At 60.5% G+C, this 22,650-nt stretch carries 30 protein-coding genes; 18 read left to right on the top strand and 12 right to left on the bottom strand.

Annotated features, from left to right (window positions below):
* Positions 1 to 3: 3 nt before the first annotated feature.
* Both cbiB and cobD read right to left on the bottom strand, forming a co-directional pair.
* Entirely contained in the window at positions 4 to 924 is a 921-nt protein-coding gene (gene cbiB / locus ACR0KJ_RS13385; RefSeq protein ID WP_480585321.1) for an adenosylcobinamide-phosphate synthase CbiB, read from the bottom strand.
* Positions 921 to 1,880: a threonine-phosphate decarboxylase CobD gene (gene cobD, locus ACR0KJ_RS13380; protein ID WP_170624257.1), complete on the bottom strand. Its 960-nt coding sequence runs from the start codon at positions 1,878 to 1,880 to the stop codon at positions 921 to 923. The genes cbiB and cobD overlap by 4 nt, the downstream gene beginning before the upstream one ends.
* A gap of 183 nt (positions 1,881 to 2,063) precedes the next feature.
* Here cobD and ACR0KJ_RS13375 point away from each other — a divergent pair, with 183 nt between their 5' ends.
* Positions 2,064 to 2,426 (top strand): response regulator, encoded by a 363-nt coding sequence (locus ACR0KJ_RS13375; protein ID WP_170454695.1) that lies wholly within the window; start codon positions 2,064 to 2,066, stop codon positions 2,424 to 2,426.
* Here the strand turns inward: ACR0KJ_RS13375 and ACR0KJ_RS13370 are convergent.
* Positions 2,408 to 3,397: a glutathione S-transferase family protein gene (locus ACR0KJ_RS13370; protein WP_480626905.1), complete on the bottom strand. Its 990-nt coding sequence runs from the start codon at positions 3,395 to 3,397 to the stop codon at positions 2,408 to 2,410. The two genes, ACR0KJ_RS13375 and ACR0KJ_RS13370, sit on opposite strands and share 19 nt — an antisense overlap.
* 216 nt (positions 3,398 to 3,613) lie before the next feature.
* Between ACR0KJ_RS13370 and ACR0KJ_RS13365 the strand changes: the two genes are divergently transcribed.
* A complete protein-coding gene (locus ACR0KJ_RS13365) occupies positions 3,614 to 3,967 on the top strand; it encodes a hypothetical protein (protein ID WP_170454691.1) in 354 nt (117 codons plus the stop codon).
* Positions 3,968 to 4,036: 69 nt separating this feature from the next.
* On the opposite strand, the gene ACR0KJ_RS13360 is transcribed toward ACR0KJ_RS13365, so the two are convergent.
* Entirely contained in the window at positions 4,037 to 5,209 is a 1,173-nt protein-coding gene (locus ACR0KJ_RS13360) for a MalY/PatB family protein (protein WP_480626904.1), read from the bottom strand.
* A 94-nt stretch (positions 5,210 to 5,303) separates the two neighbouring features.
* On the opposite strand from ACR0KJ_RS13360, the gene def (ACR0KJ_RS13355) reads away from it, so the two are divergent.
* From def (ACR0KJ_RS13355) to speB, 6 genes are read left to right on the top strand one after another with little or no spacing between them, the layout of a single operon-like run.
* Positions 5,304 to 5,822 carry a peptide deformylase gene (def, locus tag ACR0KJ_RS13355; protein WP_480626903.1) on the top strand — a complete coding sequence of 173 codons (519 nt, stop codon included), beginning with the start codon at positions 5,304 to 5,306 and terminating at the stop codon, positions 5,820 to 5,822.
* Positions 5,819 to 6,313 (top strand): peptide deformylase, encoded by a 495-nt coding sequence (gene def / locus ACR0KJ_RS13350; protein WP_480626902.1) that lies wholly within the window; start codon positions 5,819 to 5,821, stop codon positions 6,311 to 6,313. The genes def (ACR0KJ_RS13355) and def (ACR0KJ_RS13350) overlap by 4 nt, the downstream gene beginning before the upstream one ends.
* 41 nt (positions 6,314 to 6,354) lie before the next feature.
* On the top strand, positions 6,355 to 7,269 hold the full coding sequence (gene fmt / locus ACR0KJ_RS13345) for a methionyl-tRNA formyltransferase (protein WP_480626901.1): 915 nt from the start codon (positions 6,355 to 6,357) through the stop codon (positions 7,267 to 7,269).
* A gap of 6 nt (positions 7,270 to 7,275) precedes the next feature.
* Complete coding sequence (locus ACR0KJ_RS13340; protein WP_480626900.1) at positions 7,276 to 7,512, top strand: hypothetical protein; 237 nt, start codon at positions 7,276 to 7,278, stop codon at positions 7,510 to 7,512.
* Between the two features lies 1 nt (position 7,513).
* The gene (locus ACR0KJ_RS13335; RefSeq protein WP_480626899.1) at positions 7,514 to 7,750 is read left to right on the top strand and encodes a GlsB/YeaQ/YmgE family stress response membrane protein; all 237 of its coding nucleotides are present in this window, start codon (positions 7,514 to 7,516) and stop codon (positions 7,748 to 7,750) included.
* A gap of 59 nt (positions 7,751 to 7,809) precedes the next feature.
* A complete protein-coding gene (speB, locus tag ACR0KJ_RS13330) occupies positions 7,810 to 8,631 on the top strand; it encodes an agmatinase (protein ID WP_480626898.1) in 822 nt (273 codons plus the stop codon).
* 2 nt (positions 8,632 to 8,633) lie between these two features.
* Here the strand turns inward: speB and ACR0KJ_RS13325 are convergent, their stop codons facing one another.
* The 7 genes from ACR0KJ_RS13325 to ACR0KJ_RS13295 all read right to left on the bottom strand — a co-directional run bounded on the left by ACR0KJ_RS13325 (position 8,634) and on the right by ACR0KJ_RS13295 (position 13,129).
* Positions 8,634 to 9,230, bottom strand: coding sequence for a COG3904 family protein (locus ACR0KJ_RS13325; protein WP_480626897.1), 597 nt, complete (start codon positions 9,228 to 9,230; stop codon positions 8,634 to 8,636).
* A gap of 66 nt (positions 9,231 to 9,296) precedes the next feature.
* Positions 9,297 to 9,920 (bottom strand): trimeric intracellular cation channel family protein, encoded by a 624-nt coding sequence (locus ACR0KJ_RS13320; RefSeq protein WP_480626896.1) that lies wholly within the window; start codon positions 9,918 to 9,920, stop codon positions 9,297 to 9,299.
* Entirely contained in the window at positions 9,917 to 10,384 is a 468-nt protein-coding gene (gene rnhA, locus ACR0KJ_RS13315; protein ID WP_170454671.1) for a ribonuclease HI, read from the bottom strand. The genes ACR0KJ_RS13320 and rnhA overlap by 4 nt, the downstream gene beginning before the upstream one ends.
* Positions 10,377 to 10,970 (bottom strand): class I SAM-dependent DNA methyltransferase, encoded by a 594-nt coding sequence (locus ACR0KJ_RS13310; RefSeq protein ID WP_480626895.1) that lies wholly within the window; start codon positions 10,968 to 10,970, stop codon positions 10,377 to 10,379. The genes rnhA and ACR0KJ_RS13310 overlap by 8 nt, the downstream gene beginning before the upstream one ends.
* Positions 10,967 to 11,419: a DUF3429 domain-containing protein gene (locus ACR0KJ_RS13305; protein ID WP_480626894.1), complete on the bottom strand. Its 453-nt coding sequence runs from the start codon at positions 11,417 to 11,419 to the stop codon at positions 10,967 to 10,969. Before ACR0KJ_RS13305 ends, ACR0KJ_RS13310 begins: the two co-directional genes overlap by 4 nt.
* A complete protein-coding gene (ispH, locus tag ACR0KJ_RS13300; RefSeq protein ID WP_480626893.1) occupies positions 11,416 to 12,366 on the bottom strand; it encodes a 4-hydroxy-3-methylbut-2-enyl diphosphate reductase in 951 nt (316 codons plus the stop codon). The genes ACR0KJ_RS13305 and ispH overlap by 4 nt, the downstream gene beginning before the upstream one ends.
* A 187-nt stretch (positions 12,367 to 12,553) precedes the next feature.
* Entirely contained in the window at positions 12,554 to 13,129 is a 576-nt protein-coding gene (locus ACR0KJ_RS13295) for a LabA-like NYN domain-containing protein (RefSeq protein WP_170520280.1), read from the bottom strand.
* 137 nt (positions 13,130 to 13,266) lie between these two features.
* On the opposite strand from ACR0KJ_RS13295, the gene folK reads away from it, so the two are divergent.
* From folK to rnc, 10 genes are all read left to right on the top strand, one after another.
* The gene (folK, locus tag ACR0KJ_RS13290; protein ID WP_480626892.1) at positions 13,267 to 13,836 is read left to right on the top strand and encodes a 2-amino-4-hydroxy-6-hydroxymethyldihydropteridine diphosphokinase; all 570 of its coding nucleotides are present in this window, start codon (positions 13,267 to 13,269) and stop codon (positions 13,834 to 13,836) included.
* A gap of 94 nt (positions 13,837 to 13,930) precedes the next feature.
* On the top strand, positions 13,931 to 14,284 hold the full coding sequence (rpoZ, locus tag ACR0KJ_RS13285) for a DNA-directed RNA polymerase subunit omega (protein ID WP_010437681.1): 354 nt from the start codon (positions 13,931 to 13,933) through the stop codon (positions 14,282 to 14,284).
* Between the two features lie 29 nt (positions 14,285 to 14,313).
* Positions 14,314 to 16,446, top strand: a complete 2,133-nt coding sequence (locus tag ACR0KJ_RS13280; RefSeq protein WP_170454659.1) for a RelA/SpoT family protein — start codon at positions 14,314 to 14,316, stop codon at positions 16,444 to 16,446.
* 16 nt (positions 16,447 to 16,462) lie between these two features.
* On the top strand, positions 16,463 to 17,161 hold the full coding sequence (locus ACR0KJ_RS13275) for a DUF2062 domain-containing protein (protein ID WP_170454657.1): 699 nt from the start codon (positions 16,463 to 16,465) through the stop codon (positions 17,159 to 17,161).
* Positions 17,154 to 17,900 (top strand): pyridoxine 5'-phosphate synthase, encoded by a 747-nt coding sequence (locus ACR0KJ_RS13270; RefSeq protein ID WP_480626891.1) that lies wholly within the window; start codon positions 17,154 to 17,156, stop codon positions 17,898 to 17,900. Before ACR0KJ_RS13275 ends, ACR0KJ_RS13270 begins: the two co-directional genes overlap by 8 nt.
* Positions 17,897 to 18,520: a LysE family translocator gene (locus ACR0KJ_RS13265; RefSeq protein ID WP_480626890.1), complete on the top strand. Its 624-nt coding sequence runs from the start codon at positions 17,897 to 17,899 to the stop codon at positions 18,518 to 18,520. Before ACR0KJ_RS13270 ends, ACR0KJ_RS13265 begins: the two co-directional genes overlap by 4 nt.
* Entirely contained in the window at positions 18,520 to 19,008 is a 489-nt protein-coding gene (locus ACR0KJ_RS13260) for a hypothetical protein (protein ID WP_480626889.1), read from the top strand. The genes ACR0KJ_RS13265 and ACR0KJ_RS13260 overlap by 1 nt, the downstream gene beginning before the upstream one ends.
* The gene (gene acpS, locus ACR0KJ_RS13255) at positions 19,008 to 19,451 is read left to right on the top strand and encodes a holo-ACP synthase (RefSeq protein WP_170454649.1); all 444 of its coding nucleotides are present in this window, start codon (positions 19,008 to 19,010) and stop codon (positions 19,449 to 19,451) included. The genes ACR0KJ_RS13260 and acpS overlap by 1 nt, the downstream gene beginning before the upstream one ends.
* Before the next feature lie 31 nt (positions 19,452 to 19,482).
* On the top strand, positions 19,483 to 20,322 hold the full coding sequence (lepB, locus tag ACR0KJ_RS13250; RefSeq protein ID WP_170624236.1) for a signal peptidase I: 840 nt from the start codon (positions 19,483 to 19,485) through the stop codon (positions 20,320 to 20,322).
* Entirely contained in the window at positions 20,319 to 20,999 is a 681-nt protein-coding gene (gene rnc / locus ACR0KJ_RS13245; RefSeq protein WP_170455037.1) for a ribonuclease III, read from the top strand. Before lepB ends, rnc begins: the two co-directional genes overlap by 4 nt.
* Before the next feature lie 118 nt (positions 21,000 to 21,117).
* Here the strand turns inward: rnc and ACR0KJ_RS13240 are convergent, their stop codons facing one another.
* Positions 21,118 to 22,494, bottom strand: a complete 1,377-nt coding sequence (locus ACR0KJ_RS13240) for a multicopper oxidase family protein (RefSeq protein ID WP_480626888.1) — start codon at positions 22,492 to 22,494, stop codon at positions 21,118 to 21,120.
* Between the last annotated feature and the right edge of the window lie 156 nt (positions 22,495 to 22,650).

Below are 22,650 nucleotides of genomic sequence, written 5' to 3'. Positions count from 1 at the left end.
CCTTTAGAAAATCAGCGTGACCCCAACCCACACTGACACGAGGCCGAGTGCAAGCCCCCAGACGGACCACAGCATACGGCATGCGCGGAAAACCTCTGCCGCGCCGATCTCGCGCCTTGCATTCCCGTTCACCCAGGCCAGATCGCGCAATTGCCCGTGATAGCTGCGGGGTCCGGCCAAGGCGATGTCCAGCGCGCGTGCCATTGCCGCTTCGGGCCATCCGGCATTGGGTGAGATATGGCGGCGCGCGTCCGCGATGATCTCGGTCCAGCGGGACCATTGGCCCGAAAGTGCGACGATCATCAGGCAGGTCAGTCGCGCCGGGATCAGATTCAGCAGATCGTCAAACCGGGCCGAGGCCCAGCCGAAGTCGCGATAGGTTTCGTTTCGGTACCCGATCATGCTGTCTGCGGTGTTGACGGCCTTGTAGATCAGCAGCCCCGGCAGCCCCCCGATCAGGAACCAGAAAGCAGGCGCAATGACGCCGTCGCTCAGGTTCTCGGCGGCGCTTTCGATGGCTGACCGCGCGACCTGAGCCTCGGTCATGTCGGAGATATCGCGCGAGACGATCATGGCGACTGTGGCGCGCCCTTCGGTGATCGAGTCAAGCAACCCGTCGCCCACGGCGCGGACATGGGCAACCAGCGAGTTCTGGGCCAGAAGGATCGCACAAATCACGACCTCGACCACCGGTCCCAGCAAGGCCAGAAGCCAGCCCAACGCCCCGGCGATACCGACCAGCAGAACCAGCGCGATCACGCCCTTGAGGCGTTTGTTTCCGCCCTGGTTCAGGCGTTTGTCGAGTTGGCCGACCCCATTGCCCATAAGCACCGCAGGATGACGCAGGCGCGACCACAGCCAATCAGGCTCACCCAACGCTGCGTCCAGACACAGGGCGCAGGCCAGCAGCAGCGCTGCGCTCATAACGCGGCGTCCAGCCGGGACCAGCCGTCCGAGGGGGGCAGGCCGAGGCGCAGATAGGTTTTGGAATAGGGGAAGATGCGGCTCCAGATATGAGCCTGAGCCAGACGGTCCTGCCAGACGTGCGCATCATCAACATTATAGAGACGGAACAGGGACGTTCCGCTCACCAGCTTGGCCCCTTTGCTTGTCAGCATTGTGTCCAGACGGGCTGCCTCCTGCGCCAGTCTGGTTCGGGTTTGCGCGGCCCAAGCCTCGTCCTGCAAGGCGCGTGTGCCGATGCGCAGGGCGGGGCCGGATACCGCCCATGGCCCGGTCAGATCGTTCAACCTGGCAATTGTGTCAGGTTGACCAATGGCAAAACCCAGGCGCAGCCCGGCCAGCCCCCAGAATTTGCCAAAGCTCTTCAGAACAATGATACCGGGACGAGATGCCAAATGGATCAAGGAAGCTTCGGGGATTACGTCGCAAAAGCTTTCGTCGATCACTGTCAGGGGGGCGTTGGCGTCGGCCTCCTGCCAAAGCCGCCCGTCCGGGTTGTTGGGGTGCACGATGACGCGGGCCTCAGCCGGGGCATCCGCATGCACCTGCCAGCCTTGTGCGGAAAAGGCGGCGGCGTGTTCGTTATAGGTTGGCGTCGTGATCTGAACCCGACCGGGCGCGGCAAGTGCGGGCAGGCGCGCGATTACGGCTGACGCTCCGGGCGCGGGCAGAATCGCGGCGGCGTCCGGGACGGACCAAAAGCGGCGCGCGGCCTCGCTGAGCCGTTCGAACGCGCCATGATCGGGTAGTTGCGTCCAGTCTGACGCGATCAGGTCTGAGACCTGATAGGGGTGCGGGTTGATTCCGGTGGACAGATCAATCCATCCGTCCCGCGTGCCGCCATACCGCTTGATCGCATCGTCCAGCCCGCCGCCGTGGTCGCGTTTGGTGCGCGGGTTCAAATTGGTGTCAGTCATCGCGCCATAAGTCCCAAACGCCGGATTCGACCTGCTTCAAGCGGATTTTTGCCGTTTTGACAAGCAAATCCGCGTGAACAGCGCGTGTCGGCACCATCGTTAACACTTTGTTAAGGAAATCACGGGATCACAGACCACGGGGGTCGGCACCACTCACCATACCAAGTGCCGAGGTTGTTGCAAATGAAAGTTCTGATTGTTGAGAGTAACCCCGACCTTGGTCGGGTCTGGAAAAGGCATCTGGAACGACAAGGTGCCGAGGTTGAACTGGTCGCCGGGCAAGAGGCTGCGATCCTCGCGCTGTATGGCACGGCCTTTGACATCATCGTGCTGGATCTGGTGCTGGAAAGCGGCAGTGCGCTGGCCGTGGCCGATTTCGCCAGTTATCGCCGCCCCGAGGCGCGGGTGATCTTTGTCACCAACACCACGTTTTTTTCGGACGGGTCCATCTTTGCCCACAGCCCCAATGCCTGTGCCTATGTGCAAAGTGCAACGCCGCCAGAGGATCTGGCGGCGATGGTTGAACATTACGCGGCGGGTCGCTGACCACGACCATGCGGTTCCATGTAGTCCAGCGCCGGGTTCACCGGGATGATCCGGTGCGGATTGATGCTGTCATGGCTGTAGTGATAGTGCCGCACGATATGGTTCATGTTCACCGTCTGCGCAACGCCCGGCCATTGGTATAGCTCGCGGGTATAAGCCCAGAGGTTCGGATAATCGACCAGCCGCCTTTTGTTGCATTTGAAATGCAGGTGATAGACCGGATCAAAGCGGATCAGGGTGGTGAACAGGCGCCAGTCCGCCTCGGTCACGCGATCCCCCATCAGATAGCGGTTGTGGCCCAGCCGGTCCTCCAGCCAGTCCAGCGTGTCGAACAGCGGATGAACGGCGGTATCATAAGCTTCTTGCGTGGTGGCAAAGCCGGATTTGTAGACGCCGTTATTGACGTCGGAATAAATGCGGGCGTTGACCTTTTCAATGTCGTCGCGCATCGCCTCGGGCCAGTAATCATCGGTGTTTCCTGTGATCCCGTCGAAGGCGGAATTGAACATGCGGATGATTTCCGAGCTTTCGTTCGACACGATGGTCTGTTGCTGCTTGTCCCACAGGATCGGGACCGTAACGCGACCGGAATAGCCGGGATCGGCCTTGGTATAGATCTGATGGGCGAAATCCAGACCGTAGAGGGCGTCGCCTGTTGCGCCGTGATCGTCCGTCTCAAACGTCCAGCCCTTGTCCATCATGTCAGGATGCACGACCGAGACCGGGATCAGATCGCTTAAGCCTTTTAGCTCGCGGAAGATCAGCGTGCGATGCGCCCAGGGGCAGGCGTGCGAGACATAGAGGTGATAGCGTCCCGGCTCCGCCTTGAAGCCCGCCTTGCCCGACGGGCCCGCGCTGCCATCGGCGGTCAGCCAGTTGCGAAACTGCGCGGCGCTGCGTTTGAATGCTCCGCCAGTGGATTTGGTGTCATACCATGTGTCGTGCCATTTCCCGTCGACCAGCAGGCCCATCGCGCGTCCTCCGCATCCCAAGTGTCAGGGCAAAGATAGGGCGCAGAGGCTGCCCTTCCTATCCCAGCTTTTGCGCAACCAACCTGCGTTTGCGCACAGACAGGCCTGAGATGTCCGCGCAACATTTTGCCGCTCGGTTCAGCCTATGTGACGCAGTTCACTGGATTTTTACGTATCGGTGTTCACAATATTATGCATTCAAGGGGGATATTTTTGATGAGTACCTATGTTTCCAAGGAGATTCGCGCCGAATTGGACGCTGCGCGAATCGCATCCCTGAAGAAATCCAGCCGTTTGCGGGTAGAGATTGGCGACAATCGCTACAAAATCCTCAAACTGTGGAAAGACGGTTTTACGGTCGAGGCCGAGACCACGCCGCGCCTGCGCGGGCTGGTCGATATCTACGACGGGGCCAACCACCTGTATCAGTGCCTGATCATCGCGGATGAGGAAGAGGGTGGCGAAATGCGATACGAGTTCAAGCGCAGCACTGCCGCCCATGACAAAGCACCGCTGGATTTCTACCGCGCCCCGGATGCCCCAATCGCGTTGCTGGGGCACGAGGAGTAGGGCGAAACCTCTCGGGCCGGGTTTTGTCGGTCGGTCCCGCTACGGCAATCCGGCCCGGCGAGAGCAGGCTTATTGCAGGTCCCCAAACGCCTGTTTCAACCGGGCGCAGGCCTCTTCGACCCGCGCGCGTTGGGTGGCCAGATTGAACCGTTCGAAGGTTTCTCCGCCCGATCCGAATCCGGGGCCGGATGAGGTGGCGATACGGGCATCCTCGCGCAGGCGTCGGACAAACTCGGCATGATCCATACCGGTGCCCGAGAAATCTACCCACGCCAGATAGGTCGCCTGCAGGGGCATCGACCATAGGCCGGGGATATCCGCGATGGCGGCGTCAAACAGGCGGCGGTTGCCGTCCAGATGCGCGACCTGGGCATCGACCCATTCGGCCCCTTCCGGCGAATAGGCGGCGGTAATCATGGCGACGCCCAGTGCGCCAGGGTCATAGTCCAGCGTAACCAACCGGTGATTCATCGCCGCGCGCAGCTTTGGGTCGGGGATGATCATATTGCCGGTGCGCTGTCCGGCGATGTTGAAGGTCTTTGACGCTGCCGTCAGGGTCACGGTCCAGGGGCGCGCCTCGGGTGCTGCAACATCCATCGGGACAAACTTTGCTCCGGGATAGACAAGATCGTGATGAATCTCATCCGAGACCAGAATCAGCCCGTTGCGATCCGCGAACGCCGCGACGGCCTGCAATTCCTCGGGCGTCCAGACACGTCCCGACGGGTTCTGGGGTGAGCACCACAGCAACAGTTTTTCCGACCCGTCCAGCCGCGACTGCGCGTCCTCAAAATCGATCCCATAGCTGTTGCCATCTCGGACCAGCGGACATTCGACCACGCGGCGGCCGGATTTGTTCACCTTGTGCGCGAATTCATGGTAGACGGGGGTGAAGATCACCACGCCGTCGCCCGGTTCGCTCCAGACGTCCAGGCACAGGGCGATTGCATTGCCCAGCCCTTGCGTGGTCAGAATCCAATCGGTGTCGATCTGCCAGTCATGCCGGTTCTGCATCCACCACTGGACCGCACCCAGATACTCGGGGTGCTTCCACGAATAGCCAAACACCCCATGATCCGCAGCGCGCCGGACCGCATCGATCACGCAGGGGGCTGTCTGGTAATCGGAGTCGGCGGTCCACATGGCCAACCCGCCCTCGGGCGAAACGCCATAGAGTTGCTCCATCTTGTCCCATTTTGAACTGTGTGTGCCGCGGCGGTCGATCAGGGTGTTGAAGGTCATGTCAGCTCCGTTTCTCTGGCCGAAAGCTAACGGCAAATCGGGCATGTGCAAGGGGGGCGTTGCGGCGGCGGGCGCGATGGCCTAAATCAGCCCCATGAAACGCAATATCCTGATCCATCCCGACCCCCGCCTGAAAAAGGTCTGCGCGCCCGTGGCTGACCTGACGGACGAGCTGCGCAAGCTGGCCGATGACATGCTGGAGACGATGTATGACGCGCCCGGTATCGGTCTGGCCGCACCGCAGATCGGCGTGCTGGACCGGCTGATCGTGCTGGATTGCGTCAAGGAAGAGGGCGAGGCCCCGCGCCCGCTGGTCATGTTCAACCCCGAGATCATTGCTTCTTCGGACGAGACCAATGTGTATGAGGAAGGCTGCCTGTCGATCCCCGAACAATATGCCGAGGTGACGCGCCCCAAGGTCGTGGATGTGGCCTGGATGGATCAGAACGGAAATGTCCAGCACGAGACGTTCGACGGTCTTTGGGCCACCTGCGTACAGCATGAGATCGACCATCTGAACGGCAAGTTGTTCATCGATTACCTCAAGCCGCTGAAACGGCAGATGATCACGCGCAAGATGCAGAAGCTGAAACGCGAAAAGGCGCGCACATGACGGTTCGCACCTGCCTGCCGTGGCCTGACAAACGCCTGCGCACCAAAGCTGAGGATGTCGCCGAAATCACCGACGAAATCCGCGCGATCTGGGACGATATGATCGACACGATGGAGGCGATGCCGGGCGTTGGCCTTGCCGCCACCCAGATCGGGGTGATGCTGCGGTTGGCCGTGGTAGATGGCTCAACCGAGCGGGGCCGGGCCGTGCGGCTTGCGAACCCGGAAATCCTGCACAGTTCGATTGAATTGCGCGAACATGAAGAGGCCAGCCCGAACCTGCCCGGCGTGTCGGCCAAGGTGAAGCGCCCGCGCGCTGTGACGGTCAAGTTTCTGAACGAAAAAGGAATGATCGATCGCCGCGATTTTGTGGGCATCGAAGCCACCAGCGTTCAGCATCAGATCGACCATCTGAACGGGCGGATGTATTTCGACCGGCTGAGCAAGGTTAAACGCGACATGCTGCTGCGCAAGGCGCGAAAATCAACCTAGGCCGGGCTTCAGCCCGGCACCTGCATAGTCTGGAGCCGATCATGCGCGTCATTTTCATGGGTACGCCCGATTTCTCGGTCCCGGTTCTGGATGCGCTGGTCGATGCCGGGCATGAGATCGCCGCTGTCTACTGCCAGCCGCCGCGCCCGGCGGGTCGCGGTAAGAAGGATCGCCCGACACCGGTTCACGCCCGGGCCGAGGCGCTGGGCCTGACGGTCCGCCATCCGGTGTCGCTGAAATCATCCGAGGAACAGACCGCCTTTGCTGCATTGAACGCCGATGTGGCGGTTGTCGTCGCTTATGGGCTGATCCTGCCGCAAGCCATTCTGGATGCGCCCGTGCAGGGCTGCCTGAATATCCACGCGAGCCTGTTGCCGCGTTGGCGCGGCGCGGCCCCGATCCACCGGGCGATCATGGCGGGGGATGCGGAAACCGGTGCCTGTATCATGCAGATGGAGGCCGGGCTGGACACCGGCCCGGTCCTGCTGCGGCAAGCGACCCCGATTCAGCCTGAGGAAACGACGGCCCAGCTGCACGACCGCCTGTCAGTTATGGGGGCTGAACTGATTGTCGAGGCGTTGAACCGCCTGTCCGAACTGACGCCCGAGCCGCAGCCAGAGGATGGTGTGACCTATGCCTCGAAGATCGACAAGGCCGAGGCGCGGATCGACTGGTCGCGCTCGGCCGAAGAGATCGACCGTCAGATTCGTGGCCTGTCGCCATTTCCGGGGGCCTGGACCGAAATGGACGGCGAGCGCATCAAACTGCTGGCCTCGCGCCGGGCAGACGGGCAGGGCCAGCCGGGGCAGGTGCTGAACGGTGATCTGCATGTGGCCTGCGGGCAGGGTGCGGTCGAGCTGCTGCGCTTGCAAAGGGCTGGTAAAGGTGCGCAGGATCGGGAAACCTTTCTGCGCGGCTGGCCGATCCCGATCGGCACACGGCTGACATCGGAGTAACACTGAATGTTCATGGTCCTAATGGGTACAGTCGTGATCGCCGGGATCGTCGGATACCTGTCCGAGAAAACCGGCTTTACCCATAACGGCTATCTGCAATCGATCATCATCTGCGTCGGTGGGGCGTTCCTGTTCTATTTCGTGCGCATCATGTTCGGCATCAGCTTTGGCCCACCGGGGCTGAATGCGGTTTTGTCCTCAATCGGCGCGCTGATCATCGTGCCGACCCATTGGAGGAAATGACATGCCCGTTATCGCTCTGATCGTCATCGGCGCGGCTGCGGGTTTTCTGGCCACCCGCCTGATGCGGATCGAGGCTGATATTCCCACGACAATGCTGATCGGCATTGTCGGTGCGCTGGTTGGGGGTTTTCTGCTGCGCGCTTTGGCGACGGTGATGGGGTGGTTGTCAGGTTTTGTCGGCGCGGTGCTGGGGGCTTTGCTGGTGATCTGGCTTTGGCAGGTCATCCGCCGCTGTTAAGTCTTGACCTTTCTTGGCATCACCCGCCAGATCACGGAAAATCTGCTGACAGGTGGCCCATGTCCTATGATCTGAACCCCGGTGACGTCGCTTTGATGGGCGTTCCGCTGGACCTGCACTCTTCCTTTCTGCAAGGTCCGGCCTTCGCCCCCGGACGCATTCGCGAGGCGCTGCATTCGGGTGCCGCCAATCTGACGGCCGAGGATGGCACCGATCTTGGCGCGTCCGAACGTTTCAGGGATGCCGGCGATCTGGACGTGTTCGAGATGCGCGGGCAGGAACCCATCGACCGGATCGAAGCGGGGGCCGCGCAGCGCATTTCAACCGGGGCGCGGCTGTTGTCGCTGGGGGGTGATCACTCGGTCGCGTTCCCGCTGATCAAGGCCCATGCTGACCGGTACGAGGGGTTGAACATCCTGCATATCGACGCGCATCCCGACCTTTACGACACGCAGGATATCGGCCCGCTGAGTCACGGCTGCCCGTTTGCGCGGGTGATGGAAAACTGTCAGATCAACCGTCTGGTACAGGTCGGCATTCGCACCATGAACGCACATCAACGCGCGCAGGCCGACAAGTTCGGGGTTGAAGTGATCGACATGCGCAACTGGCGCGCGGACTTGCAATTGTCATTCAATGGGCCGGTTTACCTGTCGCTGGATCTGGACGCGCTGGACCCGGCCTTTGCGCCCGGTGTGTCCCACCACGAACCCGGCGGGCTGAGCACACGCGAGGTGATCGACCTGATCCATCGCTTTGAAGGCCAATTGATCGGCGCGGATATTGTCGAGCTGAACCCGCATCGCGATCCCTATGGCATGACCGCGATGGTGGCTGCCAAATTCGTCAAGGAAATCGGCGCGCGGCTGTTGACGCGCTGAACCTAACGCTCGTCGCAGACGGCGGATGAGCCCAGTTGAGGTGCGGCGCGGGTGGTCATGTCGAACCGGTCCGCCTCGGCGGCAGTCATCCAGTGCATCTGGGCCGCAGGGGCGGCTTCGAGCGTGAACCAGTAAAACTCGTCATCCACGCCAATGTCCTGAAAATAGTCCAGATAGCGGTCGTGTTCCGGGTCATCCTCGGGCAACTCGGTTGCGACGATCCCCGACCCGCTCCAACTGTGAACGCCGACGCAGGCGCCGGGGTGCAAGGTGCGGTTATGGCCAGCCAGAAACAGATCGGTGCCGCCTGATGCGACCAGACCACCCGAGGGGACAACCGTGTCGAATCCTTCGTCATGGACAACGCGGCTGAAGACGACATTGGCGTCATCGTCCACCGAACCTTCGATGTACTGCAGAACAAGGGTCGAGGCCTGCGGGTTTTGTTCGATTGCATCTTCGAACGCATCCAATGTGGTGTGATCAATCGTGCCCGTGGCGATGATCTGATCGCCTTGGGCGACGAAGCTTACTGGCGTGTAGGACTCGCCGCAGGCCGCCAACAGGGACAATCCCGCCAGAACCGACAATGCTTTCATCTGAATCCGCGCTCCGAATGGTTTTGCACTTGGTAGCAGCGCAGGGGCGAGCCGTCTATCTTGGCGCTATTGGCGGGGTGGGCGGGCCTTATAGACGGGCAATTGCCAGCCAAACAGCAGCGAACCGGCCCGTAGCGCCCAGCAGACCAATGCGCACAGGCCCAATGTCAGAAGGCCGTCCAATCCCAGCTTTGTCGCCAATACGGCAATCAAAGCCCCCGCAAAGGCGCAGGACACATAGAGTTGCCCCTGTTTCAGGACCAACGGCACCTCATTGCAGACCACATCCCGCATCAATCCGCCCAGACATCCCGTGGTAACGCCCATCAATACAACAATGGTACCGGACTGGCCCAGCGACAGGGCCGCTCCGGTGCCCGCCGCAACGGCAATGGACAGGGCGAAACTGTCCAGCCAGACCAGCCAGTTATATCTGCTTTCAACCAGATGCGCCGTGAAAAACACCAGCACCGCCGCTGCAACCGCGATCAGGATGTAATCTGGCTGGCCGACCCAAAAGACCGGATGCCGGTCCAGCAGCAAGTCGCGCACGGTGCCGCCGCCCACGGCAGTCAGACAGGCGATGAAGGCAAAACCCACCAGATCAAGCTGGGCGCGACTGGCCACCAACGCCCCGGTCAGGGCAAAGATCAGAACCGAGGCATAGTCGAGCAGCGCAAGACCGCTCACGCCTGTGCCTTTTTGGGTTTGAACGGGGCCATGCCTGCGCGGGCAAGCTCATCGGCTTTTTCGTTTTCCGGGTGGCCCGCATGACCTTTGACCCATTCCCAGGTCACGTCATGGCGGTCCTGCGCGGTATCCAGACGTTGCCACAGGTCCACATTCTTGACGGGCTTTTTGTTCGAGGTTTTCCACCCGTTCCGCTTCCACCCGAAAATCCACCCGGTCACGCCGTTTTTCACATAGGCGCTGTCGGTGACGATGGTGATGGTCGAGGGCCGCTCGAGCGTTTCAAGCGCGCTGATTGCGGCCAGCAATTCCATCCGGTTGTTGGTGGTCTCGGCCTCGCCACCTTTCAATTCGCGTTCTTTCAGAACGGTTTCCCCGTCCATCGCGCGCAGCAGCACGCCCCAGCCGCCCGGTCCGGGATTGCCGGAACAGGCGCCGTCCGTATAGGCAAACAGATCAGGCATGAGCGGCCAGAGCGATAAAGTCAGAGACCGAGCCGTCCAGCCCGGTGCCGCTGCCAAGCCTTTGATCGGTGACGGTGAACCCTGCGTCTTCCAGATAAGTCTTCAATTCGTCCTCGGAGTAGTAACTGTAATAGCGTCCCAACCGGTCGGTGCCTTCGCCTTCGCCCAGTTTCACGGCGATGAAGAACGCACCGCCGGATTTCAAGGCGCGGTGAATGGCGTTGAGATGTGTGGGGAAGGCGGCGCGCGTAGCATGCAACAGACTGAAGTTGGCCCAGATGCCATCGTAGACCCCTTCGGCTTCCAGCGCGTCAAAGCTGGCCTGACGGGCCGAGACACCGGGATGGGCCGTGGCCAGCTTGACCATCTCTGCTGACGCATCCGTCGCGTCGACCTGCAACCCGGCTTGCGCCATGATCGCGGCTGATGTTCCGGGCCCGCAGCCCAAATCCAGAACTCTGCCGCCTTTAGGCATGGCCTGAATAAATCGCGCCAGTTGCGGATCGTCCGTATTGTCGCCATCTGTCAGTTCGGCATAACGCGCGGCCTGCGCGTCATAGACGGAAATGGTGTCGCGATCGCTCATAGGTATACTCCAACGGCAAGGCACAAAAGCACGATGGCGGTCAGCAGGATACGCAGCCGCATCCACCAGTTCGGGGCCAGACCCCAGTACCAGAACAGCGCGTCCAGCACCAAAAGTCCGGCAAAGCCGGTCATCAGGTTGGTGCCGGCGGTTACCGGGCCTCCTCCAGTCATGAAAAACGCCCAGAGCGCCGGTAGGACGGACAGGGTATAGCCCACAGTTGCCTTGCTGCCCGAGGTCTTGGTGGCAAAGCCCCACAACACGCCCGACATAAAGCTGAGGATCACTGAGCCATAGAACAACTGAACGTAGGGGCCGACAAAACGTGGCCCGATTTCGCGCGTACCCCAGGCTTGCAGGTCCGCGTTCAGATAGGTCAATGCGCCCCAGACAAACGGGATTAGACCCGCCAGACCCAGATATAATGCCGACTTGGGTACGCCGTTCACGCGGGTTGCCTCAGAACACGGGGGACTTTGAACTCGACGTTTTCCTTGGCGGTTTCGGCCAGTTCAACTGTCACATCGTAGTGCTCGCGAAACGCATCGATAACCTCGTTCACCAGCACTTCGGGGGCCGAGGCCCCGGCTGTGATCGCGACGCTTTTGATCCCCTCTAGCGCGCGCCAATCAATGTCTGGCGCGCGTTGCACCAGCTGCGCATAGGTGCATCCGGCGCGCGATGCGACCTCGACCAATCGGCGTGAGTTTGACGAGTTCGGCGCGCCGACCACCAGCAAAGCGTCTGCTTTTGGGGCGACGGCCTTGACGGCCTCTTGCCGATTGGTGGTGGCGTAACAGATGTCTTCCTTGTGGGGGCCGACGATAGAAGGGAACCTTGCCTGAAGCGCGGCGATGATGTCCTTGGTGTCGTCAACCGACAGGGTGGTTTGGGTGACAAAGGCCAGCTTGTCCGGTGTGCGTACCTGAACCTCGGCCACGTCCTCGACCGTTTCGACAAGCAGCACCTCGCCTTCAGGCAGTTGCCCCATGGTGCCGACAGTTTCGGGGTGCCCCTTGTGCCCGATCATGATCATCTGCAACCCGGCCTCATAATGGCGCTGCGCCTCGATATGCACTTTCGATACCAGCGGGCAGGTCGCGTCGACATAGATCATTTCGCGCTGAGACGCCTCGGCTGGTACCGATTTCGGCACGCCATGCGCGGAAAAGATCACCGGGCGGTCATCGGGGCATTCATCCAGTTCGCTGACAAAAACAGCGCCTTTTTCGCGCAGCCCGTCGACAACGAATTTGTTGTGCACGATCTCATGGCGCACATAGACGGGTGGGCCCCATTTCTGCAGCGCCATCTCGACGATTTTGATGGCACGGTCTACGCCTGCGCAAAAGCCGCGCGGGGCGGCCAGATACAGTGTCAGTGGCGGCTTGGTCATGTCGCTGTCTCCTTACTGCACAGGTAAGTCTTTTCCCGGCCTTGGTCCAGACAGGACAGCGTCATTGATCTGACATGAATCGGTGCTAGCCAGACGATGTTTCAGAACCAATCCATAGTTAAGGAAGCGCGGCCAGGGTGGTGAATCCTGACCGCGCAAATTTTTCCAACGATGTCGGGCCGAAAGATCAGCCGCCCGAGGCAACCGCGACGCTGCGCGGTTCAGCGGGCATCTCGCGCGGAGGGCGGCCGATGACGTCCCGCAGATCTTCCAGTTCGATGAAGTTGTCCGCCTGGCGGCGCAGCTCGTCCGAGATCATCGGCGGCTGGCTGCGGATGGTCGAGACAACCGAAACGCGCACGCCCTGACGCTGCAGGCTGGCGATCAGCGGGCGGAAATCCCCATCGCCCGAAAACAGCACGATATGATCGACCCGTGGTGCAAGCTCCATGGCATCGACGGTCAGTTCGATATCCATGTTCCCTTTGACTTTCCGACGCCCCATGCTGTCGGTGTATTCCTTGGCCGGTTTCGTGACCATGGTGAAGCCATTGTAATGCAGCCAGTCCACCAATGGGCGGATCGGTGAATACTCGTCATTTTCAAGCAGCGCTGTGTAGTAGAAGGCCCGAAGCAACTTGCCACGGCGCATGAATTCCTGCCGCAGAAGTTTGTAGTCGATGTCGAACCCGAGTGCTTTGGCGGCGGCATAAAGATTTGAGCCGTCGATGAACAGCGCTAGCCGTTCGTCTTTATAAAACATAAATATTTCCTTCCGGTACAATGCAGCGCGTTGAGTGATGGGTGTGTGAGTGTAAAAATGTCGCGCTGTAGTGACCCTATAATTAGGGCTTTTGTTGGCCATCGCAAGTATGCAGTGCGCCGAATATAGGAAGATACATGAGCGATTCCGCGCGAAATGCCATAGTTGCCCTAGGGGCAAATCTCAATTTGAGAGGATTTGGACCTGAAGTGACACTTCGACGCGCCCTTGACGCGCTTTCACGTCATGGGGTGGTGATTCGCGCTGTCAGCCGGTTTTTTGCGACCCCCTGTTTCCCCGCGGGGGCGGGGCCGGATTACGTGAATGCGGCGGCGGCGATCGACAGTGACCTTTCGCCGCCAGAGCTGTTGGACGTGCTGCATGCGGTCGAGCATGAGTTTGGGCGCGAGCGGATACAGCGTTGGGGAATGCGGACGCTTGATCTGGATCTGGTGTGCTATGCGGATACGGTTCTGCCTGACAAGGCCACCTATGCGCACTGGCTGGATCTGGCCCCGGATGAACAACGGAAGGCGGCGCCGGATCAGTTGATTCTGCCCCATCCCCGCCTACAGGACAGGGCATTTGTGCTGGTTCCAATGGCGGATATTGCGCCGGATTGGTGCCACCCGGTGTTGCAGCAGACAGTCACACAGATGGTTGCAGCTTTGCCTGCCGGGGATGTTCAGGCCGTCACGCCCCTGTGATCCCTGCTTTTGCGGCATTTCGTGCTTGTCAAGGCGGGCAATCGGTCTTAGATAAGCCTCTTCCTGACATGGATTCAGTAATGGAGAGCGCCCCATGGCCCGCGTGACGGTTGAAGATTGCGTTGACAAGGTTCCAAACCGGTTCGAACTGGTGATGCTGGCGGCCCACCGGGCGCGCGAGATTTCTGCCGGCGGTCCGATCACTGTGGACCGTGACAACGACAAAAACCCCGTCGTTTCCCTGCGCGAGATCGCCGATGAAACCCAAAGCGCGGACGAACTGCGCGAGCGTCTGATCGAGGCCAACCAAACCCAGATCGAGGTGGACGAGCCGGAAGAAGATCAGATGGCGCTGCTGATGGGTGCGGAATCCGACAAGCCTGCGGATGACGATATGTCCGAAGAGAAGCTTCTGCGCGCTCTGATGGAGGCTCAAGGCCAGGGCTAAGCCCCAAGCTACACGAAGGTGCGGACCGGATGATCTCTGCTGACGACCTGATTGCGCTGGTCCGCAACTACAACCCCAAGACTAATGCTGATCGCATCGCCCGGGCCTATGAGTTCGGTATGCAGATGCACGAGGGGCAGTTCCGCCACTCGGGCGAGCCCTATTTCACCCATCCCGTTGCCGTTGCCGCTATTCTGACCGAACAGCGTTTGGATGATGCGACCATCATCACGGCCCTGCTGCACGACACGATCGAGGACACAAAGGCCAGCTATGGCAAGGTGGCCGATCTGTTCGGGAATGAGGTTGCCGAGCTTGTCGATGGTGTCACCAAGCTGACCAACCTGCAACTGTCCAGCCGGGAAACCAAGCAGGCGGAAAACTTCCGCAAACTGTTTATGGCCATGTCCAAGGACCTGCGGGTCATTCTGGTCAAGCTGGCCGACCGTCTGCACAACATGCGCACGATCAAGGCGATGCGCCCGGAAAAGCAGGTGATCAAGGCGCGCGAGACAATGGATATCTACGCACCCCTTGCGGGCCGGATGGGGATGCAATGGATGCGTGAGGAGTTGGAAGACCTCGCCTTTCGTGTCCTGAACCCTGAAGGCCGTCAATCGATCATCCGCCGCTTCATCACGCTGCAACGGGAAACCGGAGATGTGATCCACCGCATCACCGGCGACATGCGGCACGAGCTGGACAAGGCCGGGATCGAGGCCGAGGTGTTTGGCCGCGCCAAGAAACCCTATTCGATCTGGCGCAAGATGCAGGAAAAGGATCAAGGCTTTTCCCGCCTGTCCGACATCTACGGGTTCCGCATCATCACGCCCAGCGAAGAGGATTGCTATCGCACCCTCGGCGCAATTCACCAGCGCTGGCGCGCGGTGCCGGGGCGGTTCAAGGATTACATCAGTCAGCCGAAATCGAACGGCTACCGCTCGATCCACACCACGGTGTCGGGCCGTGATGGCAAACGGGTCGAGGTGCAGATCCGCACCCGCCAGATGCATGACGTCGCCGAAACGGGTGTTGCGGCGCATTGGTCCTATCGCGATGGTGTGCGCACGGAAAACCCCTTTGCCGTTGACCCGGCCAAGTGGATTTCCAACCTGACCGAGCAGTTCGACAACGAGGAAGATCACGAAGATTTCCTCGAGGCTGTGAAGCTTGAGATGTATTCCGATCAGGTGTTCTGCTTTACGCCCAAGGGCGACGTGGTGAAGCTGCCGCGTGGGGCGACGCCGATCGATTTTGCCTATGCGATCCACACCCGCATCGGCCATGCCTGCGTGGGGGCCAAGGTCGATGGCATCCGCGTGCCGTTGTGGACCCGTCTCAAGAACGGTCAGTCGGTGGACATCATCACGGCTGACGGTCAGACGCCGCAGGTCACATGGCTTGAGATCGCGGTCACCGGCAAGGCCCGCACGGCCATCCGGCGTGCCCTGCGCGAAGTCGACCGCGAGCGATTTATCAAGCTGGGCAAGGAACTGGCGCGTTCGGGCTTTGAGCATGTGGGGCGCAAGGCAACCGACAAAGCGTTGGACACCGCCGCCAAACACCTGCGCCTGAAGGATCGCCACGAATTGCTGGCCCGTCTGGGCAGCGCCGAACTGACCGCCCATGACGTGGTCGAGGCGGTTTACCCCGAACTGACCAAGGACGAAGGTGACGCCATCCCGCTGCGCCGCGCGGTGATCGGCCTGGAACCGGGGCAGAAGTTCGACCGCGCGCCCTGCTGCCAGCCCTTGCCCGGTGAACGCATCGTCGGCATTACCTATCGCGGCAAGGGCGTGGTCGTGCATGCCATTGATTGCGACCGTCTGGGCGAGTTTGAAAATGAACCCGAACGCTGGGTCGATCTGCACTGGCATTCCGGCACACACCCCGCCGTTTATGGCGCGACGCTGGATCTGACCATTGGCAATGACGCCGGTGTGTTGGGGCGCATTTGCACATTGATCGGCGAGAAAAAGGCCAATATCTCGAACCTGGAATTCGTTGACCGGAAACCGGATTTTTACCGCCTGCTGATCAATGTGGAACTGCGCGATCTGGAACAGTTGCATTCCCTGATGCTGACGCTTGAGGCTGAAAGCGACGTTGCCGCTGTCGAGCGATACCGGGACCGGGCCAAAACACCCGTTTCGGCCGGCTGAGAAGGGGTGATCAGGAGTGGTTTTCAAGCGCCGAGATCGACGCTCGCCTGTCCAGATCGCATCGGAATTTGTCTATCCGCGTGGCGGCTGGACACGCGCGTTTCACTATGTCAAACACCGCGTCCGTCGCCTGCCGGACTCGCCTGAACGTATTGCACGAGGCATCGCAGCAGGCGTTTTTGCGGCCTTCACCCCGTTTTACGGCCTGCATTTCGTCGTAGCCGCCATCGGTGCCCGGCTGATCAACGGCAACATACTGGCCGCCCTAAGCGGCACCTTCTTCGGCAACCCGCTAACCTATGTTCCAATCGGTGTGATCTGCCTGCAGACGGGGCATTTCCTGCTGGGCACCGAATTCGAAAAAAGCGAAACCCGCGGCCTGATGGGCAAATTTGCCGACGCGATGGGGGACCTCAAGAACAATTTCCTCGCGATGTTCACCGACCGCATTGCCGACTGGCACGGTCTGAGCGTTTTCTACCGCGAGGTTTTCTATCCCTACATGATCGGTGGTGTCCTGCCCGGCATTCTGGCTGGGCTGATCTGTGGCTATCTGAGCCTGCCCCTGATCCGCAGCTATCAGAATCGCCGACGCGCCAAAATCAAGGCGAAGTTTGAAGAAATCAAACGTCTGGCCGAAGCAAAGCCTGACGTTTCCGTGCAAAAGGCTCTAGGTTCGGGTCAAACCGTGAAAAAGGAATCGCGTGATGTCTGACAACCACTTGCGTCTGGGCGTAAATATCGACCACGTGGCCACCGTACGCAACGCGCGTGGCGGGGCCTATCCCGACCCGCTGCGCGCCGCCAAACTGGCCGAAGAGGCCGGGGCCGATGGTATCACCGCCCATTTGCGCGAAGACCGCCGTCATATCTCGGATGCTGATATCGACGGGCTGATGGAAGTTCTGTCGGTGCCTTTGAATTTCGAAATGGCCGCGACGGACGAAATGCAGAAAATCGCCCTGCGTCACAAACCTCATGCCGTTTGCATCGTTCCCGAAAAGCGCGAGGAACGCACCACCGAAGGCGGGCTTGAAGTCGCGCGCGAGGAAAACAAGCTGGCCCATTTCATCGCCCCTCTGCGCGATGTCGGCTGCCGTGTGTCGATCTTCATCGCCGCCGACCAGCGCCAGATCGAGGCTGCCCACCGCATCGGGGCCGAGGTGATCGAACTGCACACCGGTGCCTATTGCGACGCCCATGCCGAAGGTCGCATGGAAGACGCCGCCCGCGAGCTGGAGGCCCTGCGCCAGATGTCCACCTTCGCCTATTCGCTGGGCCTTGAGGTTCACGCGGGTCATGGCCTGACCTACGACACAGTACAACCGGTCGCGGCCTTCCCCGAGGTGCGCGAGTTGAATATCGGCCATTTCCTGATCGGCGAGTCGATCTTTCTGGGCCTGTCCCCTGCCATTACCGAAATGCGCCGCCTGATGGACGAGGCGCGGGCGTGATCACGCCTGGCTTCATAGCCATCTGGTTGGCCTGGCTGATGGCCGGAGGCTCTCCGGGTCCCGCCACCATGGGCATCGCCGGAACCGCTATGAACGAAGGCCGCCGTGCCGGTTTGGTCTTTGCATTGGGCATTTGCGCGGGCTCTGCCGCCTGGGGCATTGCCGCCGCGCTGGGCCTGTCGGCGATCATGCTGGCCAATGTCTGGGCGTTTGAAGTGATCCGTTATATCGGCGTTGCCTATCTGGGCTGGCTAGCCCTAAAGGCCCTGCGCCGGGCGATGACTTCCGACGAGGTGGCGCTGGGCAATCCGGTCACAGGCTCTCTGCCGACGATCTTTGCAAAAGGCGCGGCCATTCACCTGACGAACCCGAAGGCGATCCTCAGCTGGGGGTCGATCTACGCCATCGTCGCCCCGAACGACGCCAGCCTTGCGATGCTGTTGGGTTATTTCGCTATGCTCTACGCAGGCTCACTGCTGATCTTCATCGGCTACGCCTTCCTGTTCTCGTCCGAGCGTATGGTCCGCACCTACCGCCGCGCCCGCCGCTGGTTCGATCTGGCCTTTGCCGGGTTCTTCGGGGTGGCGAGTTACAAGATATTGACGGTGAGACTGTCGTGATGAAACTACACGAGACAGCAAGCCCATTGAAAACGCTCTTCAAATCTCACGAAGATGTTGGCTTGAACCGTCTCGGCTTTTTGTGCTTCGTCTTCGTCGATCTGATTGGACTGTATCTAATAAAGTGGTGGTTCGAATTCGAATGGCCATTCGCAACCCTTCCACTGGGACTGGCGATGTTTTTGGCTGCCATGTCCTACGGAATGGACAAAGGTATTCGCGGCAAGCCTCTTGGCGATAGCTACAAAAGTTGGATTATCGCACGTCAGATGGTTCTCACAACATTGGCGGCGGTGGCGGCGCTGATAACTTTCGCACTCGTTTTCGATGGCCCCTCAGATATCCACGTTCTGAACAACAAGGCCCTGATAGCAGGTGCCGAGTTGGCGCTTTGTATGATCGTTTCATTTGTGTTGTGCCGCTATGCTTTCGTTTTCGGAGTTAAGCGAGGATATTCGGCCTTTCTGAAAAAGGAAAAGACAACCTAATGATCCTCGGCATCGGCACAGACCTCGCGAATATCGACCGCATCCAGGGCACGCTCGACCGCTTCGGCGACCGGTTCCGCAACCGCGTCTTCACCGAGATCGAACAGCGTAAGGCCGAGCGCCGCCATGACACCGCCGGAACCTACGCCAAACGCTGGGCCGCGAAAGAGGCGTGTTCCAAAGCGTTGGGCACCGGATTGCGCATGGGGATCGCGTGGAAGGATATGGCCGTTACCAATCTGAAAACCGGCCAGCCCGTGATGCACGTGACCGGCTGGGCGGCCGAGCGCCTCAAGGAAATGACCCCCGAAGGGCACGAGGCCATCATCCATGTCACCCTGACGGATGATCATCCTTGGGCCCAAGCCTTTGTGGTGATCGAGGCACGTGTCGTCACAGACCCGGACGCAGCCTTGACTCACCCCCAACCGACCCGCATGTAGCACCCAACAATCCAAAAGACCGGAGAGCAGTATGGCCGAGGAAGCCAAATCAGGTAACGCCGTGTGGGAAACGATCAAAACCATCGTCTACGCCCTGCTGATCGCGGGCGTCTTCCGCACCCTGTTCTTTCAGCCCTTCTGGATTCCGTCCGGCTCGATGAAGCAGACCCTTCTGATCGGGGATTTCCTGTTCGTCAACAAGATGGCCTATGGCTATTCCTATGCGTCCTGCCCCAGCCTGATCATCCCAAGCGTTGGCCTGAACATCGATGCCGAGGATCTCTGTGGCTGGATGCAAGGCGACGACAACAGCCGCATCTGGGCGGGCGAGCCAGACCGTGGCGATGTCATCGTCTTCCGCCACCCGGTCACGGGTCGTGACTATATAAAACGTCTGATCGGCCTGCCCGGCGACCGTATCCAGATGCGTCAGGGGCAGATCATCCTGAACGGTACCCCGGTTCCGCAGCAGCCCGATGGCGTGTTCACCGAAATCGCCGAACCGCAGGGCCCGCAACGCCTGCGCCCGCGCTGCGAAAACGGCCCTGTTGGGATCGGCGGCATCTGTGAAAAAACCCGGTTGATTGAAACCCTGCCCAACGGCGTATCCTACGACGTTCTGAATATCGGCAATCAGGGGTCTGACAACACCGGCATCTATACGGTGCCCGAGGGTCACTATTTCTTCATGGGTGACAACCGCGACAATTCCAGCGACAGCCGCCTTCCGCAATCCGCTGGTGGTGTCGGTTATGTGCCTTACGAAAACCTGATCGGTCGCGCCGACCGGATCATGTTCTCGTCCGCAGGGCGGTCCATGCTGTTCTTCTGGACATGGCGCGGCGATCGCTTCTTCAAGGCGGTCAATTGAAGCTATCGGCCGAGATAAAGGCGTTCCAGCAGCGTTTGGGGTACGAATTCACCAACCCCGAACTGCTGTTGCGCGCGCTGACCCATGGCTCGGTCTCCTCGGCCACGCGACCGGATAACCAACGGCTCGAATTCCTCGGTGACCGGGTTTTGGGTCTTGTGATGGCAACGGCGCTGCTTGAGGCCGACAAGAAGGCCACCGAAGGCCAACTAGCCCCCCGCTTCAACGCGCTGGTCCGCAAAGAGGCCTGTGCCGATGTCGCCCGTCAGATCGATTTGGGCGCGGTCCTGAAACTGGGTCGATCCGAAATGCTGTCAGGTGGTCGTCGCAAACAGGCCCTTCTGGGCGACGCGATGGAGGCGGTGATCGCTGCCATCTACCGCGACGCCGGTTTCGAAGCCGCACGCGATGTGATCCTCGCGCTTTGGGGGGATCGTATCCACACGGTCGAGGCCGACGCCCGCGACGCCAAAACCTCGCTTCAGGAATGGGCTCAGGCACGTGGGCAAAAGCCCCCATCCTATGTCGAAATCAAACGCAGCGGCCCGGATCACGCGCCGGTCTTCACCATCGCCGCCCGCCTGCAGGACGGGACCGAGGCACAAGCCACCGCCGGGTCAAAACGTCAAGCCGAACAAGCCGCCGCCAAAGCTCTGCTCAACGACCTGCCGAAATAACGGCCTAACCCGGATCCGCTCTTCATCTGGCCAAAAATATCTCGGGGGTGAGCCCGGATGAAATCCGGGCGAGGGGGCTGGCCCCCTTCCGGTCGGATTGGCGCAGCCAATTCGACCCTCAAACAACCCGGATAAACCCGGTCAGCCCGGTTTTCTGATGCTCGATCACATGGCAATGAAACGCCCAGTCGCCGGGATTGTCCGCAACCAGCGCAATCTCGACCACCTCATCCTTCAGCAACAACATCGTGTCCGTCATCAGAGGCGGTAATTTGCGCTGGTTCGACGTGAGGGGCACAAAGGCCAGCCCGTGCAGGTGGATCGGATGCAGATTGGGCGATTCATTGCGCAGCCGCAGTACATAGCTTTTGCCCAATTCCAAAGTGGCCAGAGGCCCCACATCCTGCGCCGCGTCGCCCGACCACGGCGTTCGGTTGATCGACCAGAAATTGTAACCCAGTGATCCGCAGAACCCGTTATTCGGCGTCCCACCCTCGGGCGTCCAGCCAAAGACGAACTCATGCACTTCAGCCCGCGTCAGATCTGGTTTGGCAAGCGGATTGGCGGGCAGGGGGCGCAAGTCCCGCAAATCCCGCGCAACCGATCTGCCGATGGCGCGCAGTCTGGCCATGGGGCGTGGCGGGTTTCCCGGCAGTTTTGCCATCAGATCAACAATCTGCCCCTCACCATCCGGCATCGAAACGGCAAAATCGACCCTCTGACCCGGACCAACCAACAAGGGTTCCTCGGCACTGGGCATCGGCAGGTCGACCTCAACCGGATGTCCGTCCCAGGCAATGATCCGCGCTTCGGCCCCGGTCAGGTGCAGCTTGTAGATACGGGTGGTATCGGAATTTAGGACCCGCAACCGCACCAGCCCGCCCGCCACGTGATCGTAGACAGGTTCCGTCAGCCAGTTCGCCGTCGGCACATTTCCGAACGTCCCGGCGCGGGCCGCCCCGCGCGCGGGATAAGCCGGCAGAAACTGATCGTCATCATCCAGCCGAAAATCCCGCAGATTGATCACCTGTTCGCTGTCAAAACCCGGATCGTCCGCCTCGGCAATCACCATGACGCCGGTCAGACCATGGGCCATCTGCTCCATCGTCATGCAATGCGGGTGGTACCAGTATGTGCCCGCATCCGGCGGGGTGAATTCATACTCAAAAACCTCATTCGGCCCAATCGGCATCTGGGTCAGATAAGGCACCCCGTCCATCCCGTTCGGGATACGCAACCCGTGCCAGTGCATCGCGGTGTAATCGGGCAGCGTGTTGCGTACAGACAGCCGCATCACCTCACCCTGTTTGCCATATAGCACCGGGGGCGGCGCATCGGGTGACACGCTGACCATGCCGGTTGTGGTCTGATCGCGCAGGGTAAAACTGGCCGGTTGAATAACCAATTCCTCAGTACCTGACGCGCGCCCGAAACCACCCAGTCCCGCCGCCCCTGCAGCGGCTGCGCTGCCGATTAGAAACTCACGACGTTTCATGTCTTGCCTCTTTGAAAATGGGGATGCCTGGCTGGATCTGGCGCGGCGTGATCCGAAGGTGTCACCGCAAACGCATGGCCGCAATGCGACAAATCCCTCTGGCCCGCGTCGCCATTCTGCTATAGGGGTGCGCACTTGCAAACAGGATCGCCAGAG

The organism is Ruegeria sp. AD6, assembly GCF_056542325.1.
This window is presented reverse-complemented; position numbering and strand designations above follow the sequence as displayed.

Excerpts from the sequence above, each read along its gene's own strand:
- fmt (WP_480626901.1), top strand. The coding sequence starts at position 6,355 with ATGCGCGTCATTTTCATGGGTACGCCCGATTTCTCGGTCCCGGTTCTG.
- speB (WP_480626898.1), top strand. The coding sequence starts at position 7,810 with ATGTCCTATGATCTGAACCCCGGTGACGTCGCTTTGATGGGCGTTCCG.
- ACR0KJ_RS13335 (WP_480626899.1), top strand. The coding sequence starts at position 7,514 with ATGCCCGTTATCGCTCTGATCGTCATCGGCGCGGCTGCGGGTTTTCTG.
- folK (WP_480626892.1), top strand. The coding sequence starts at position 13,267 with ATGAGCGATTCCGCGCGAAATGCCATAGTTGCCCTAGGGGCAAATCTC.
- ACR0KJ_RS13280 (WP_170454659.1), top strand. The coding sequence starts at position 14,314 with ATGATCTCTGCTGACGACCTGATTGCGCTGGTCCGCAACTACAACCCC.
- ACR0KJ_RS13270 (WP_480626891.1), top strand. The coding sequence starts at position 17,154 with ATGTCTGACAACCACTTGCGTCTGGGCGTAAATATCGACCACGTGGCC.
- ACR0KJ_RS13370 (WP_480626905.1), bottom strand. The coding sequence starts at position 3,397 with ATGGGCCTGCTGGTCGACGGGAAATGGCACGACACATGGTATGACACC.
- ACR0KJ_RS13375 (WP_170454695.1), top strand. The coding sequence starts at position 2,064 with ATGAAAGTTCTGATTGTTGAGAGTAACCCCGACCTTGGTCGGGTCTGG.
- acpS (WP_170454649.1), top strand. The coding sequence starts at position 19,008 with ATGATCCTCGGCATCGGCACAGACCTCGCGAATATCGACCGCATCCAG.
- cobD (WP_170624257.1), bottom strand. The coding sequence starts at position 1,880 with ATGACTGACACCAATTTGAACCCGCGCACCAAACGCGACCACGGCGGC.
- ACR0KJ_RS13360 (WP_480626904.1), bottom strand. The coding sequence starts at position 5,209 with ATGACCTTCAACACCCTGATCGACCGCCGCGGCACACACAGTTCAAAA.
- def (WP_480626903.1), top strand. The coding sequence starts at position 5,304 with ATGAAACGCAATATCCTGATCCATCCCGACCCCCGCCTGAAAAAGGTC.
- lepB (WP_170624236.1), top strand. The coding sequence starts at position 19,483 with ATGGCCGAGGAAGCCAAATCAGGTAACGCCGTGTGGGAAACGATCAAA.
- ACR0KJ_RS13295 (WP_170520280.1), bottom strand. The coding sequence starts at position 13,129 with ATGTTTTATAAAGACGAACGGCTAGCGCTGTTCATCGACGGCTCAAAT.
- ACR0KJ_RS13340 (WP_480626900.1), top strand. The coding sequence starts at position 7,276 with ATGTTCATGGTCCTAATGGGTACAGTCGTGATCGCCGGGATCGTCGGA.
- ACR0KJ_RS13325 (WP_480626897.1), bottom strand. The coding sequence starts at position 9,230 with ATGAAAGCATTGTCGGTTCTGGCGGGATTGTCCCTGTTGGCGGCCTGC.
- ACR0KJ_RS13260 (WP_480626889.1), top strand. The coding sequence starts at position 18,520 with ATGAAACTACACGAGACAGCAAGCCCATTGAAAACGCTCTTCAAATCT.
- rpoZ (WP_010437681.1), top strand. The coding sequence starts at position 13,931 with ATGGCCCGCGTGACGGTTGAAGATTGCGTTGACAAGGTTCCAAACCGG.
- def (WP_480626902.1), top strand. The coding sequence starts at position 5,819 with ATGACGGTTCGCACCTGCCTGCCGTGGCCTGACAAACGCCTGCGCACC.
- ACR0KJ_RS13310 (WP_480626895.1), bottom strand. The coding sequence starts at position 10,970 with ATGAGCGATCGCGACACCATTTCCGTCTATGACGCGCAGGCCGCGCGT.
- ACR0KJ_RS13365 (WP_170454691.1), top strand. The coding sequence starts at position 3,614 with ATGAGTACCTATGTTTCCAAGGAGATTCGCGCCGAATTGGACGCTGCG.
- cbiB (WP_480585321.1), bottom strand. The coding sequence starts at position 924 with ATGAGCGCAGCGCTGCTGCTGGCCTGCGCCCTGTGTCTGGACGCAGCG.
- ispH (WP_480626893.1), bottom strand. The coding sequence starts at position 12,366 with ATGACCAAGCCGCCACTGACACTGTATCTGGCCGCCCCGCGCGGCTTT.
- ACR0KJ_RS13240 (WP_480626888.1), bottom strand. The coding sequence starts at position 22,494 with ATGAAACGTCGTGAGTTTCTAATCGGCAGCGCAGCCGCTGCAGGGGCG.
- rnhA (WP_170454671.1), bottom strand. The coding sequence starts at position 10,384 with ATGCCTGATCTGTTTGCCTATACGGACGGCGCCTGTTCCGGCAATCCC.